Annotated in this window: 15 protein-coding genes and 1 tRNA gene; all 16 read left to right on the plus strand. The window is 42.1% G+C overall.

All coding sequences use genetic code 11. The annotated features are described in order from the left end of the window. Positions 1 to 113, plus strand: a 113-nt coding sequence (locus tag HYS07_02550) for a hypothetical protein (protein MBI1870054.1), incomplete at its 5' end; no start/stop codon positions are given. A 113-nt stretch (positions 114 to 226) separates the two neighbouring features. Beyond that, positions 227 to 376, plus strand: a complete 150-nt coding sequence (gene rpmG, locus HYS07_02555) for a 50S ribosomal protein L33 (GenBank protein MBI1870055.1) — start codon at positions 227 to 229, stop codon at positions 374 to 376. Positions 377 to 457: 81 nt separating this feature from the next. After that, positions 458 to 531, plus strand: a tRNA-Trp gene (locus HYS07_02560). A 76-nt stretch (positions 532 to 607) separates the two neighbouring features. Further along, positions 608 to 805 (plus strand): preprotein translocase subunit SecE, encoded by a 198-nt coding sequence (secE, locus tag HYS07_02565; protein ID MBI1870056.1) that lies wholly within the window; start codon positions 608 to 610, stop codon positions 803 to 805. An 8-nt stretch (positions 806 to 813) separates the two neighbouring features. Beyond that, the gene (gene nusG, locus HYS07_02570) at positions 814 to 1341 is read left to right on the plus strand and encodes a transcription termination/antitermination factor NusG (GenBank protein MBI1870057.1); all 528 of its coding nucleotides are present in this window, start codon (positions 814 to 816) and stop codon (positions 1339 to 1341) included. A gap of 95 nt (positions 1342 to 1436) precedes the next feature. Next, on the plus strand, positions 1437 to 1859 hold the full coding sequence (gene rplK / locus HYS07_02575) for a 50S ribosomal protein L11 (GenBank protein MBI1870058.1): 423 nt from the start codon (positions 1437 to 1439) through the stop codon (positions 1857 to 1859). Between the two features lie 27 nt (positions 1860 to 1886). Then, entirely contained in the window at positions 1887 to 2591 is a 705-nt protein-coding gene (locus HYS07_02580; protein MBI1870059.1) for a 50S ribosomal protein L1, read from the plus strand. Then, positions 2581 to 3108 (plus strand): 50S ribosomal protein L10, encoded by a 528-nt coding sequence (locus tag HYS07_02585; protein MBI1870060.1) that lies wholly within the window; start codon positions 2581 to 2583, stop codon positions 3106 to 3108. The genes HYS07_02580 and HYS07_02585 overlap by 11 nt, the downstream gene beginning before the upstream one ends. Positions 3109 to 3227: 119 nt before the next feature. Then, positions 3228 to 3608 carry a 50S ribosomal protein L7/L12 gene (gene rplL / locus HYS07_02590; GenBank protein ID MBI1870061.1) on the plus strand — a complete coding sequence of 127 codons (381 nt, stop codon included), beginning with the start codon at positions 3228 to 3230 and terminating at the stop codon, positions 3606 to 3608. 97 nt (positions 3609 to 3705) lie between these two features. Beyond that, positions 3706 to 7440, plus strand: coding sequence for a DNA-directed RNA polymerase subunit beta (gene rpoB / locus HYS07_02595; protein ID MBI1870062.1), 3735 nt, complete (start codon positions 3706 to 3708; stop codon positions 7438 to 7440). Positions 7441 to 7543: 103 nt separating this feature from the next. After that, positions 7544 to 11614, plus strand: a complete 4071-nt coding sequence (gene rpoC, locus HYS07_02600; GenBank protein MBI1870063.1) for a DNA-directed RNA polymerase subunit beta' — start codon at positions 7544 to 7546, stop codon at positions 11612 to 11614. Positions 11615 to 11651: 37 nt separating this feature from the next. Next, complete coding sequence (locus HYS07_02605; GenBank protein MBI1870064.1) at positions 11652 to 12041, plus strand: 30S ribosomal protein S12; 390 nt, start codon at positions 11652 to 11654, stop codon at positions 12039 to 12041. A gap of 15 nt (positions 12042 to 12056) precedes the next feature. Further along, the gene (gene rpsG / locus HYS07_02610) at positions 12057 to 12524 is read left to right on the plus strand and encodes a 30S ribosomal protein S7 (protein ID MBI1870065.1); all 468 of its coding nucleotides are present in this window, start codon (positions 12057 to 12059) and stop codon (positions 12522 to 12524) included. 61 nt (positions 12525 to 12585) lie between these two features. Then, positions 12586 to 12699, plus strand: a complete 114-nt coding sequence (gene rpmJ, locus HYS07_02615; protein ID MBI1870066.1) for a 50S ribosomal protein L36 — start codon at positions 12586 to 12588, stop codon at positions 12697 to 12699. Positions 12700 to 12815: 116 nt separating this feature from the next. After that, positions 12816 to 14885, plus strand: coding sequence for an elongation factor G (gene fusA, locus HYS07_02620; GenBank protein MBI1870067.1), 2070 nt, complete (start codon positions 12816 to 12818; stop codon positions 14883 to 14885). 158 nt (positions 14886 to 15043) lie between these two features. Beyond that, on the plus strand, positions 15044 to 15137 hold a 94-nt coding region (locus HYS07_02625), incomplete at its 3' end, for a hypothetical protein (GenBank protein MBI1870068.1).

Here is a 15137-nt window from a genome sequence, read left to right on the forward strand (position 1 = left end):
CCATGGAAGTAGAATTAATCTGTCCAATTGCGATGGAAAAGGGAGTAAAGTTTGCGATCAGAGAAGGTGGAAAAACGATTGGTGCAGGAAGAGTTGCTGAAATTATTAAATGATAAAGATGGCTAGAGGCTCGAGGCTGGAAGCAAAAACTTGAAAGAAAAGATAAAAACTGGAGACCGGTAAACTGGAGACCGGAGACCGGTGACTCGTAAAAAGGGTTTAAAATATGAGAGAGTTAATTACGTTGGCATGCAATGAGTGTAAAGGTAGAAATTACTCTACCTTTAAGAATCGTAAAACGACCCAGAATAGGCTTGAGAGAAATAAATATTGCAAGGTGTGCCATCGACACACGATGCATAAGGAGACAAAATAAAAAGAATGTCTTTTTTTGGTCGGTTTTTAGGTGTTTTGCTGTTGACTGGTGACGGTAGACTGGCGACTTGAGACTGAATAAAGGCCAGTAGCTCCAATGGCTAGAGCGGCGGTCTCCAAAACCGCATGTTGCAGGTTCAAGTCCTGCCTGGCCTGATTAAAACAGTTTAAAGTTGAAAGTTTTAGGTTTAAAGAAAGATTAAAGTTAACGGAAAGATGGAAATCAAAAGTTATGGCAGAAAACCCAGCTAAAAAGTTAGTTCTTTTTTTTACAGATGCGAAGCAGGAATTAAAAAAAGTAAATTGGCCAACATTTCAGGAGTTGAAAGATTCAACGATTGTTGTTATTATCGCCGTTTTACTTTTAGGGGCTTTTATTGGTGTGATTGATTTTCTTCTTTCAAAACTTATTGAAATGGTCATTCGTTAGGGATGGTTATGTCAGCAAAATGGTATGTGGTTCATACTTTATCTGGGCAAGAGCAGAAGGTAAAGGAACAGTTAGATCATAAAGTTTCAATGGAGTCTCTTCAGGAGAGGATTTCGAATGTTTTAGTTCCGATTGAAAGTGTTTCGGAAGTGAGGGCGGGAAAGAAAAAAATCACAAAGAGAAAATTTTTCCCTGGATATATCCTTGTAGAGATGGAGATGAATGAGGACTCCTGGTATCTTGTGAAAAGTACTCCTGGGGTCATTGGATTTGTAGGTGCGGGTACCCCGGTTCCTCTTTTAGATTCTGAAATTCAGAATATTTTGAATCAAATTGAAGAGAAAAAAGAAAAGGTAAAGCCCAAAATTCTTTTTGAGAAGGGGGAAGTGATTAAGGTTAATGACGGGCCTTTTGTTAATTTTAATGGTTCAATTGAAGAATTAGATCCAGATCGTGGAAAACTGAAGGTGATGGTCACCATTTTTGGACGAGCAACTCCAGTAGAATTGGAGTACTGGCAAGTAGAGAAAGCATAGAAAATTGAGAATTCAATGCGGTTGTCATTGCAGGCTCCTAAATTCTCAATTCTCAATTCTCAATTGTTAATTATTAATTAGAGGGTGTTCTGTTTATGGCTAAAAAAGTAACAGCGATGATTCGATTGCAAATTTCTGCAGGCCAGGCAAATCCTGCTCCACCGATCGGACCTGCCTTGGGTCAGCATGGCGTTAACATCATGGAGTTTTGTAAGGCATTTAATGCGAAGACTCAAAGCCAAGCAGGTCTTGTGATTCCTGTGGTGATTACGGTTTATCAAGATCGGTCTTTTACTTTTATTATGAAGTCTCCTCCTGTCGCAACCCTTCTTAAAAAAGCGGTTGGGATTGCGGTTGCTTCAGGGAAACCGAATAAGGAAAAGGTGGGCAAGGTTACGTTGGCTCAAGCCAGAGAAATTGCGAAACAGAAAATGGCAGATCTCAATACCAAGTCTGAAGAGGCAGCGATAAGGATGGTGATGGGAACGGCACGAAGTATGGGAATTGATGTGGAGTGATTAAAAATTAAAAGTTAGGCAAAAAATATGAGCAAACATTCTAAAAGATATTTAGAAGCAAAGAAATTGGTGGATGAGAAAAAGCTTTATAACGTTTCTGAAGCGATTGCGGTGATTAAAAAATTTCCAGTCACCAAATTTGATGAGACGGTCGATTTAGCGGTTCGATTGGGTGTGGATTCAAAACAATCAGACCAACAGGTTCGGGGGACGGTCTCTTTGCCTCATGGAACCGGGAAAAAGGTTCGGGTTTTGGTTTTTACGAAGGGTGAAAACATGAGACTTGCAAAAGAGGCGGGGGCAGATTACGTGGGTTTGGATGATTTAATTGAAAAAATCAATAAAGGTTGGTGCGATTTTGATGTGGTGATTGCATCCCCAGATACGATGAGAGAAGTAGGGAAATTAGGTAAAGTTTTAGGGCCCCGGGGGCTCATGCCAAGTCCTAAAACAGGAACAGTGACCGCAGAGGTTGATAAGGCCGTGAAGGAAGTGAAAGCTGGGCGTGTTGAATTTAAAATGGATAAGAACGGAAATCTTCATTTGCCCATTGGGAAAATTTCCTTTAGCGAAGAGGCGTTAATGAGTAACTTGACGGCTTGTGTTGAGGCGGTTGCTCGATCGAGGCCTTCAACGAGTAAAGGGGACTTCCTTAAAAGTTGCACGGTATCTACCACCATGGGGCCTGGGATTCGAGTTGATATGAAAGTAGGTGAATCAGATGAGGCCTGAGAAACTTTGGATGATTGATCATATTAAAGGGGTAAGCCAGTCGAGCGGTGTGGTGGTGATGACTGATTTTACAGGTCTTTCAGCTGCGGCTGTCGGGCAATTGAGGGGTCGCCTCAAAGAAGTTTCGGGTTCTTATCTTGTTGTTAAAAATAGACTTCTTAAGCGTGCAATGAAAGAAATATCCGGAGTCGATCTTTCTTCTGTTGCAAAAGGGCCCACAGGAATTGTTGTTGGAGAAGATCCAATTGCTTTAGCAAAAATTTTAAAAGGTTTTGGGGCAGAGTTTGAAATTTTTAAGGTCAAAGGTGGGCTTTTAAAAGACCAGCTCTTGTCTTCAAAACAAGTCGCTCAACTTGCAACGGTTCCCTCACGAGAAGTTCTGCTCTCTCAATTGATGGGAATTTTGAAGAAGCCGGCGACGAGTCTTGTGTATGTGCTCAAGTCTCAATTAACTGCGCTCGTGGTTCTTTTAGGAAAAATAAAGGATCAGAAGGAGCAGACGGAGGAGAAAAAATAAATCAAAGATCAAAAATCAAAGATCAAAATGACATATCAAAATTCAAAAATGTGAAGATTTTAGAATTAATTTCTACATCAATTTTGAATTTTGAATTTTTAAAATAGGAGGATTGAAACATGGAAGAGATTGTAAAGCAAATCGAAAAGATGACGGTGTTGGAATTGGCAGAGTTGGTAAAAGTTCTTGAAGAAAAATTTGGCGTTTCGGCTCAAGTGCCTATGATGGGTGTGCCAGCTCAAGGTGGGGCTCAAGCAGGTGAAGCGGCTCAAGTGCCTGCTGAAGAGAAGACGGATTTTACAGTTATTCTTGCCAACGCGGGCGATAAAAAAATTCAAGTGATTAAAGAAGTTCGCTCTATTACAGGTCTTGGATTGAAAGAAGCAAAGGATTTGGTTGAAGGAGCTCCGAAGCCTTTGAAGGAAGGCGTTTCAAAGAAGGAAGCCGAAGAGATTAAGGCCAAGATTGAAGCTCAAGGTGCAAAAGTAGAATTAAAATAATGATAAAACGGTATCAATGTATTCATGTCGCAGGGTGCGTATGGATACATGGGTGCGTTTATACGCTGACACGTGGATGATCTAAGAGGGAAAATTTATGCTGACCAAAAATAAGGAAGGGTTGGGAGAGTCTCAAAATTCAGAACTCTATAAGACGCTCGATCTGCCCAATTTAATACAGATTCAAACCCGTTCCTATAAAGATTTTCTTCAGGAGGAGATTTTGCCTGAGGAAAGAGAGAATGTAGGCCTTCATTCTGTTTTCAGTGAAGTATTTCCAATCAAGAGCTATGACGAAAATATTTCTTTGGAGTATGTCAGTTATTCCCTGGGCGTTCCTAAGTACGAAATTATTGAGTGTCAAAGACGGGGTTTGACTTATTCAGCGCCTCTCAATGTCACTTTCCGCTTGAGAGAAGGGGATACCGTAAAAGAAGAAACCGTCTACATGGGGAATATTCCTCTGATGACAGAAACCGGCACCTTTATTATTAACGGGGCTGAACGTGTTATTGTCAGTCAGCTTCATCGTTCTCCCGGCGTATTCTTTGAGCAAGAAGTTCATCCCGGAGGCATGACTCTTTTTTCGGCTCGGGTCATCCCCTATCGTGGAATTTGGATTGAAGCAGAATTTGACATTAATGACCTGATTCACGTTTATATGGATCGCCAAAGACGTCGTCGCAAGATTCTTGCAACGGCTTTTTTAAGGGCGTTAGGGTATTCCTCAGATGCAGAAATTTTAGCCCTCTTCTATGAAGTCGAAGAGATTCAGGTTGATAAAAAATTAGATATTTCGGGTTTAAAAAATAGGATTTTAGCGGCACCGGTAATGGAGGTAGATACGGGTGCGGTGATCGAGAAGGCCGGCCGTAAAGTTTCAAAAGCCCTTTTAGATAAAATGGATGTGGTGGGTCTTAAAAAGATCTCTCTTCTTCAAAATGCAAGTGAAGAGGATCCGATCATTAAGATGCTTTTAAGGGATGCAACAGACTCGACTGATGCGGCCTTAAAAGAAATTTATCGTCGGTTACGCCCTGGGGATCCTCCGACGGTTTCCAACGCTCGTGCTCTTATGAAACGACTCTTTTTTGATCCCAAGCGATACGATTTGGGAAAAGTGGGTCGCTTTAAATTGAATCAGAGATTGGGTCTTCCTTTAACTAAAGAGGAATTAGAAACGGTTATTTTAAGGAAGGAAGATGTTGTTGAAGCTTTGAAGTATGTTTTGAATTTACGTAAGGGTAAAGGATATACCGATGATATTGATCATTTGGGAAATCGGCGTGTCCGTTCAGTGGGAGAACTTTTAGTCAATCAGTGCCGCATTGGTCTTGCACGGATGGAACGAGTGATTAAGGAACGCATGAATCTTTTTGATGTGGAATCCGAGTCTTTAACTCCACATAAGCTTTTAAATCCTAAAGGCCTCTCAGGTGTGATTCGAGATTTCTTTGGAAGAAGTCAATTATCTCAATTCCTAGATCAGACAAATCCTTTGGCTGAGCTGACTCATAAAAGAAGGCTTTCCGCCCTTGGACCTGGAGGTTTAAATCGTGAGAGAGCAGGGTTTGAGGTTCGAGATGTGCATACCAGTCATTATGGAAGAATCTGCCCGATTGAAACACCTGAAGGACCTAACATTGGCTTAATCTCTTCTTTATCAACTTATGCCAAGATCAGTGAATATGGTTTTGTAGAGACGCCTTATCGAAAGGTGGTTAAGGGACGGGTTACCGATGAAATTGTGCATTTGACGGGAGATCAGGAAGAAGGTCACGTGATTGTTCAGGCTAACGCCCGAGTCGACAAAAATGGGAGTTTTCTCGATGATGTCGTTCAGGTCCGTATTAATGGTGAGTTTCAGAAAATAGAGCCCAGCAAGGTTGAATATATGGATGTGGCCCCTCTTCAATTGGTGAGTGTGGCTGCAGGATTGATTCCCTTTCTTGAGCATGATGATGCTAATCGTGCGCTGATGGGTTCAAACATGCAAAGGCAAGCGGTTCCTTTATTATTTACACAGGTCCCGCTTGTTGGAACCGGTCTTGAGTATCGTGCGGCGAAGGATTCAGGCGTCGTCGTTGTTTCAAAAAATTCGGGTGAGGTAAGTTTCTCGGATGCAGATCAGATTGTGGTTGGCGATGTGGTTTATCCCTTAAGGAAGTTCATGAGGTCCAATGCGGGAACGACCATTAATCAAAGACCCTTGGTTAGTGAAGGAGACAAGGTTAAAAAAGGTCAAGTGATTGCGGATGGAATGGCTACTCAAGGAGGAGAGCTTGCTTTAGGAAGAAATGTGTTGGTGGCCTTTATGCCTTGGGAGGGATACAACTTTGAAGATGCGATTTTGATTAGTCAGCGTCTTGTGAAGGAAGATGCCTATACCTCAATTCATATCGAAGAGTTTGAATTGGGAGCTCGTGATACTAAATTAGGAAAAGAAGAAATCACTCGTGATATTCCCAATGTGGGGGAAGAGGCGCTTAAAAATTTAGCCGAAGATGGGATTGTTCGTATTGGGGCTGAAGTAAAGCCTGGTGATATTCTTGTTGGGAAAATCACTCCAAAAAGTGAAACGGAGCTTTCTCCTGAGGAACGCCTTTTAAGGGCTATTTTTGGTGAGAAGGCTGCAGATGTACGTGATGCTTCTTTAACGGTTCCTAGTGGTATTGAAGGAATGGTGATTGATGTAAAAGTATTTTCACGTAAAGAGAAAACGCTTGGGGATGAGGAACAGGCTGAAGAACGGGCTAAGGTTCGAAAGTTGAATGATGATTATCGTAAGAAATCTGCAGATTTTAAGAAAAATGCTTTTGCTAAAATTCGAGATATTTTGCTGAACGCCAAATTGCAAGTGGATGTTGTGAATTCTGAAACAGGCGAAGTTCTTATTTCTCGAGGGAGTAAAGTGACGAAGGGAATGGTCGATAAGCTAGAGGCATTAGAATATGAATCCATTGAAATGGAAAAGTGCGTGGAGCGAGATCGCCTGAAGATGGTTCTTTGGGAATATCATCATAATTTAGAAGCCCTTCAGACGGTTCATAGCATGGAAGTTGAAAAGTTGAAGAAGGGGGACGAGCTTGAGCCTGGAGTGATTAAAAAGGTTAAGGTTTATGTTGCCACCAAACGAAAACTATCGGTTGGAGATAAAATGGCGGGACGGCATGGCAATAAAGGTGTGATTGCAAAAGTGCTCCCAGAGGAAGACATGCCTTTCTTGGCGGATGGAACCGTGGTGGATATGGTTCTGAATCCACTCGGAGTTCCTTCTAGAATGAATGTCGGACAGGTGATGGAGACCCATATGGGTTGGGTTGCCAAGATGTTAGGGACTCGATTTTTTTCTCCTGTTTTTAGTGGAATTAAAACGGAGGAAATTCGAGAGCTTTTGAAGAAGGCCCATACCTCAGAAATTGGAAAGTTTAGACTTTTCGATGGGCGTACAGGTGAGACCTTCGATCAAGAGGTCGTTGTAGGTTACATCTATATGCTGAAACTTGCTCATTTGGCAGCCGACAAAATTCATGCCCGAGCGATTGGGCCTTATTCATTGGTGACTCAACAGCCATTAGGAGGAAAGGCTCAATTTGGAGGACAGAGATTTGGTGAAATGGAGGTTTGGGCTTTAGAAGCTTATGGGGCGGCCTATACTCTGCAGGAAATTCTTACGGTGAAGTCGGATGATGTGTTGGGTAGAACCCGAATGTACGAATCCATTGTGAAGGGACAAAATATTTTGGAGGCGGGGACGCCTGAATCCTTTAATGTGTTGGTCAAAGAAATTCAGGGTCTTGCTTTAGATATCAGGGCTGAGAAGGAATCATAATTAAGACAGTTCAAAGTTTAAGGTTTAAAGTTTAAAGTTAAAAACACTAAAAAAGAAAAGTTCAAAGATTAAAAGGCTAAGGTGTTTAAAAAGGAGTAAGCCGATGTCAGAAATAGATACGGATAAAAAATTGTCAACGGGTTTTCAAGAAGGCCCGCTTTTTAGCAAAATCTCGATTTGTCTTGCATCGTCTGAAACCATTAAATCATGGTCCAAGGGAGAAGTGAAAAATCCTGAGACCATCAACTATCGGACCTTTAAACCTGAAAAAGGTGGGCTTTTTTGTGAGCGCATTTTTGGTCCCACGAAGGATTGGGAATGCAGCTGCGGTAAATATAAAAGAATTAAACATAAAGGTGTGGTCTGCGATCGTTGCGGCGTTGAAGTTACTCAAGCTCGGGTTCGCCGTGAAAGAATGGGGCATATTGAACTGGCAGCATCAGTGGCTCATATTTGGTTTTTTAAGGCGATGCCGAGCCGAATTGGAAATATTTTAGGTCTTCCGACTCGATCTTTGGAAAGGGTTTTATATTATGAGGATTATGTTGTCACAGATCCGGGGACGACGCCTCTAGAGTTACAGCAACTCTTGACAGAGAATGAATTTAGACAGGCTCAAGAAAGTTATGGAAAGGCTTTTACTGCAAAGATGGGGGCAGAAGGCATTAAAGAGCTTTTAAAGAAAGTTGATTTGGCAAAGCTTGCAACCGAGCTCAGAACAGGCCTTCAAAAGACAAAAAGTCAGCAGGCTAAAAAGAAGTTTAGTAAGCGTCTCAAAATTGTTGAGGGTTTTAGAAAATCTAAAAATGGTCCGGAGTCCATGGTGTTGGATGTGGTCCCGGTCATCCCTCCTGATTTAAGACCCTTGGTCCCCTTAGAGGGCGGCCGTTTTGCTACCTCTGATTTAAATGATCTGTATCGCAGGGTGATTAATCGAAATAATCGTTTAAAAACGATTCTTCAGTTAAAAACACCTGACGTGATTATCAGAAATGAAAAACGCATGCTTCAGGAAGCCGTTGATGCCCTTTTTGATAATGGACGGCATGGTCGTCCTGTTTTGGGGTCTGGAAATCGGCCTTTGAAGTCTCTGGCGGATATGTTGAAAGGGAAACAAGGACGATTCAGACAAAATCTTTTGGGTAAACGTGTTGATTATTCTGGAAGAGCCGTGATTGTGGTCGGTCCAGAATTAAAATTGCATCAGTGTGGACTTCCTAAAAAGATGGCCCTGGAGCTTTTTGAACCCTTCATTATTCGGCGTTTGAAGGAAATGGGACATGTTCATACCATTCGCAGTGCGAAAAAGATGATTGAGGCAGGCGCTCCTGAGGTTTGGGATATTTTGGAAAGTGTTATCAAAGAACATCCGGTTCTTTTAAATCGTGCTCCCACGCTACATCGTTTGGGTATTCAAGCGTTTGAGCCTCAGTTAGTAGAAGGGGAAGCGATTAGAATTCATCCTCTGGTCTGTACGGCTTTTAATGCAGACTTTGATGGAGACCAGATGGCGGTTCATGTTCCTCTTTCAATTGAGTCGCAGTTAGAGGCAAAGGTCTTGATGTTGTCGACCAACAATGTTTTTTCTCCTTCGAATGGAAAACCTATTCTAACGCCCACTCAGGATATTATTTTGGGTTGTTATTATTTGACAAAAAAACCTTACAGTCAGCTCCCCATAGCACGTTTCTATTCAGATATGGAAGAGGTTTTGCTTTCTTATGAAGAGGGTATTGTAAAGGTTCATGACAGTATTAAGGTGCGAGTGAATAAAAAGATGATTGAGACCACGGTGGGTCGTGTCATTTTTAATGACTCTCTTCCTCAAGAAATGTGGTTTATTAATGATGAGGTTAATAAAAAAGCCCTCTCCAAGATTATTATTGAATGCTACAAAAGGGTGGGTCACCAGCGTACGGTGGACGTTCTGGATAAAATTAAGCAATTGGGTTTTCATGAGGCCACTCGAGCCGGTATTTCTATTTCTATGGAGGATATGGTTATTCCTGAAGAGAAAGGTGTCATCATTCAATCCGCTCAGAAGGAAGTCGAAAAAGTCGAGAAACAGTATCGGGCGGGATCCATTACAGAAGGTGAGCGATATAACAAAATTGTGGATATTTGGACGCATGCCACGGACAGTATCGCTGAGGCCTTGTTTAAAGGCTTAGAAGACAATCGTGGGCATAAAGGACTCAACCCTCTTTTTATCATGGTTGACTCTGGATCTCGTGGATCTAAACAGCAGATTCGTCAGCTGTCAGGAATGCGTGGATTGATGGCCAAGCCTTCCGGAGAAATTATTGAGAGTCCGATTATTTCGAATTTTAAAGAGGGTTTGAGTGTGCTTGAATATTTTATCTCAACCCATGGCGCTCGAAAAGGATTGGCGGATACCGCTCTTAAAACGGCCGATTCAGGATATTTAACGCGTCGTCTGGTCGATGTTTCTCAGGATGTGATTGTGACAGAAATTGATTGTAGAACTTTAAATGGGATCGAGGCCACGCCTATTTTTGAAGGGGATGAAGAAGTGGTGACTCTTCGTGAAAGAATTGTGGGTCGAGTCTCATTGGATGATGTTGTTAATCCTGTGACGAAGGAAATTGTTTTAAAAGCGGATGAAGAAATTACTGAAAAAGCCGCCGATGGAGTTGAAAAGCTGGGTTATGAAAAAATTCGTATCCGCTCCGTGCTCACTTGTGAATCTCTTCAGGGGGTATGCGCAAAATGCTATGGTCGAAATTTAGCGACAGGAAAGATTGTTGCCATTGGCGTTGCGGCAGGAATTATTGCTGCGCAATCGATTGGTGAACCTGGAACTCAGCTGACCATGAGAACCTTTCACATTGGAGGGACCGCGAGTCAGACTTTTAAACAACCCCAGATTATTGCTAAAAATGACGGTATGATTCGTTACAATGACGCAAAAGTCGTTTTGAATAAGGAAGGCAATCATGTTGTTTTGAATAAGACAGGAACGATTTCTATTCACAATGAAGAGGGTCGCGAATTAGAAAAGCATACTTTAGTAGCTGGCGCCATCGTCAGCGTTCCTCCTGAAGGAAAAGTCAAAAAAGGTGAGATTTTTGTCCGGTGGGATCCTTATAATGTTCCCATTCTGACCGAGCAATCAGGTTTTGTTAAATTTCATGATATTATCGAAGGTTCCAGTATGAGAAAAGAGCTCGATCAGTCGACGGGCCTTGTGGGAACCGTTATTATCGAGCATAAACAAGACCTCCATCCACAAATTATTATTACGGATAAAGAAGGTAAAGAGATTTACGGGTATTATTCCATTCCGGCTGGAGCGCATGTGGTTGTCAATGAAGGGGATTATGTCGAAGGGGGAAGCCTTTTGGCAAAGACGCCCAGAAAGATTTCAAAGACCAAAGATATTACAGGAGGACTTCCTCGAGTTGCGGAACTCTTTGAAGCTCGGAAGCCGAAGGATGCGGCCGATATTGCTAAAATTGATGGAATGGTTGAATTTCGAGGAACCTTTAAAGGGAAAAGGCTCTTGATTGTTAAAGACGAGCTTACGGGAATCGAAGAAGAGCATTTAATTCCTCATAAGAAGCATCTTACGGTTTATAAAGGAGATCGGGTTAAGAAAGGGCAGCAGTTGACAGAAGGACCGATTGTTCCTCAAGAGATTTTACAGGTTTGCGGACCCAAAGAGCTTCAGGAATATTTGGTGAATCAAATTCAAGAAGTTTATCGTCTTCAGGGAGTTGAAATCAATGATAAGCATATTGAAATTATTATTCGCCAGATGCTGAGGAAGGTGATCATTACGGATCCGGGGGATTCAGAGTTTCTTTATAATGAACAGGTGGATAAAATTCGTTTTCGACAAGAGAATGAACGGGTGATTAAGGAGGGTGGAAAACCTGCAGAGGCTTCTCCGCTCTTACTTGGAATCACCAAGGCGTCTTTGAGTACAGAAAGCTTTATCTCCGCAGCTTCCTTCCAGGAAACAACGCGTGTTTTGACAGAAGCCGCTTCAGATGGAAAGATTGATTACTTAAGAGGTTTCAAGGAAAATGTGATTATGGGGCATTTAATTCCTGGGGGTACGGGCTGTGAAACCTATCAAGGAGTTAAGATCTCTAAATCAAAGCCTGAAATATCAACAGCTGAAGTAGAAGAAGAGGTCCATAAGTCCTAACATTTTTAATGATGGTTAAAATTAAGGAATAAATGATATGCCAACGATTAATCAATTAGTCAGGTCTGGTCGTAAAAAGCCTGTTTATCGAAGTAAGAGTCCTGCTCTTACGGGATCTCCTCAAAGAAGGGGAGTTTGTTTAGTGGTTAAAACAATGACCCCTAAAAAACCTAATTCTGCTTTGAGAAAGATTGCGCGTGTTCGGCTTTCCAACGGAGAAGAAGTCACAGCCTATATTCCTGGGATTGGTCATAATCTTCAGGAGCATTCAATTGTATTGGTCCGTGGAGGACGTGTAAAGGACTTGCCAGGGGTTCGATACCATATTGTTCGAGGAACACTCGATGCACAAGGAGTTGCCAACCGAATGCAAGCACGAAGTAAATATGGAGCAAAAGTACCTAAGGAATCTGCAAAGAAAGTGTGAGGTTACATTTTTGTTATGAGAAGAAGACAAGCAACGAAACGAAAGCAAGAACCAGATATTCGATTTTCTAGCACAGTGGTATCGAGATTTATTAGCACTCTTTTAAAGTGTGGGAAAAAAAGTTTAGCGGAAAGAATTTTTTATAATGCAGTTGAAAAGTCAGCTCAAAAATTAGGAAAAGCACCCATGGAGGTTTTAGATCAAGCCCTTGGGAATGCGAAACCTTATTTAGAAACAAAGTCAAGACGAGTGGGCGGGGCTACTTATCAGGTGCCGGTCGAGGTGAGTGGAGATCGCCAAGTTTCTTTGGCTGTTCGCTGGTTAGTTCAATATGCGAGTGAACGAAAAGGAATTCCCATGGAAGATGCCCTTGTTCAAGAAATTGTTGATGCCTTTAACAATACGGGTGCAGCGATTAAAAAGAGGGATGATACTCATAAAATGGCTGAGTCCAACCGCGCATTCGCTCATTATCGATGGTAATAAAAGACAGTTTAAAGATTAAAGCAAAATCGAAAACTAAAATTGAAAAGGCTAAAAAAGAATGAAAGTTCGGGCTTCTGTTAAGAGAATTTGTGCAAAATGCAAAATTGTTCGGCGTAAACGCAGGATTTATGTGGTGTGCTCTGAACCCAGGCATAAGCAAAGACAAGGATGAAAAGAGTCTACAGTCTACAGTCGATAGTCAACAGTTTTAAAGGAGTTATTTATTTTCTATAGACTGTTGACCGTGGACCGTGGACTTGTTTTTCATAGTTCATTTGAAGGAGTCTTATGGCAAGAGAATATTCGTTAGAGAAAACAAGAAACATAGGGATTTCCGCTCACATTGATGCGGGAAAGACCACTACCACGGAGCGCATCCTTTTTTATACAGGGAAAGTTCATAAGATTGGTGAAGTTCATGACGGTGCTGCCACCATGGACTGGATGCCTCAGGAGCAGGAGCGAGGAATCACGATTACAGCTGCTTGTACCACGTGTTTTTGGAAAGGGATGCGTATCAATATTATTGACACCCCTGGGCATGTGGATTTCACAATGGAAGTTGAACGGTCTTTGCGTGTTCTGGATGGAGCTGTGATTGTTTTTGACAGCGTTGCCGGCGTTGAACCTCAATCCGAGACCGTTTGGCGTCAGGCCGAGCGCTATGGTGTTCCAAGAATCACCTTCGTGAATAAAATGGATCGTGTAGGCGCAGATTTTTTTAGCACCGTTCTCCAGATGAAAGATAAATTAGGTGCACATGCTATTCCCATTCAGTTGCCTTTGGGGGTTGAAGATACCTTTAAAGGTCTGATCGATTTGGTCAAGATGAAAGCCATTATTTTTGATGAAGAATCAAAAGGGGTTAAGTTCGACGAAGTTGATATTCCCAATGAATATCTTGAACAAGCCAAAGAATGGCATCATAAGATGATTGAAGGACTCGCAGAAGAAGACGAGTCTATTCTTGAGAAATTTGTAGAGGGTGTGGAGCCTTCCGTTGAAGAGGTTAAATCAGCGATGCGCCGTGCGTGTATTGCTGCAAAGGTGTTTCCCGTTCTTTGCGGTTCTGCTTTTAAGAATAAAGGAGTTCAGCAAATTTTAGATGCAGCCATTGATTATCTTCCGACTCCCTTAGATAAGCCTCCTGTAAAGGGAACTCACCCAAAGACGGGAGAGCCTATCTTGCGGCTTACCTCGGATGATCAGCCCTTTTCTGCTTTGGCTTTTAAAATTATGAGTGATCCTTATGTTGGAAAATTGACCTATTTTAGGGTTTATTCCGGTGTCTTGGCCAAGGGTTCTTATGTTTACAATAGCAATACGAATAGACGAGAGCGAGTGGGGCGTCTTTTAAGAATGCACGCCAATCATCAGGAGGATGTTGACGAAGTTTGCTCAGGTGATATTGTGGCTGCTGTTGGAATCAAAGAGACTATTACGGGTCAGACCATTTGCACTGAGGATAGCCCGGTCGTGTTAGAATCGATGCACTTTCCTGAACCTGTTATTTCGATGGCGATTGAACCCAAAACGCAAGCAGATCGAGATAAACTCTCCACTGCGCTCGGCCGTCTTTCGGAAGAAGATCCAACCTTTCGGGTGACCAGTAATCCAGAGACAGGACAGACGATTATTAGCGGAATGGGAGAGCTTCATCTTGATGTGTTGCGAGACCGTATGTTTCGAGAATTTAAAGTTCAAGCGAATGTTGGAGCTCCTCAAGTTGCCTATCGCGAGACCATTGAACGTGCCAGTGAGGCTGAAGGAAAATACATTCGCCAGACCGGAGGTCGCGGACAATATGGTCATGCGGTTATTGAAATTGAACCTCTAGAGCGGGGTAAGGGGTTAGAATTTGTAGATAAAATTGTAGGCGGATCGATTCCAAGAGAGTATATTTCTTCTGTAGAAACAGGAATTCGTAATGCAGCCAAGGGAGGGATTTTGGCGGGTTCTCCCGTGGTTGATATTCGTGTGACTTTGGTGGATGGCTCATTTCATGAAGTTGATTCCTCGGATATTGCATTTCAGATTGCTGGCTCTTATGCCTTTAAAGATGCGGTGAAGAAGGCATCTCCTATTCTTCTTGAGCCGATCATGAAGGTTGATGTCACTACTCCAGAAGATTTTTTGGGTGATATTATTGGAGATTTGAATTCTAGACGAGGCCGTATCAACGATATTGAAACCAGGGCAAAAGCAAAAATCATTCATTCTGATGTTCCTCTTTCAGAAATGTTTGGATATGCTACTGCAACGCGATCGTTGACGAAGGGGCGAGCAAGCTACTCCATGGAGCCCAGTCACTTTGAAAAGGTGCCGAAGAATATTTTAGAAAAAGTGGTGAGCAAATAAAGACAGTTCAAAGTTTAAGGTTTAAAGTTTAAAGGGAAAAACGACAAAAAACTTTTGGAGTTTGAACTATATTTGCGCGAACCATATTTGTTTTAGCTTTTTTTCTTTGAACTTTAAACTTTAAACTTTTAACTTGTCTTTAAAGGGAGGGCTTAAAAATGGCAAAAGAGAAATTTGACAGAAAAAAACCGCACGTCAACATAGGAACCATCGGGCACGTAGACCATGGGAAAACCACACTCACGAGTGCCA

Source organism: Chlamydiota bacterium (assembly GCA_016178055.1).
Lineage (GTDB): Bacteria > Auribacterota > JACPWU01 > JACPWU01 > JACPWU01 > JACOUC01.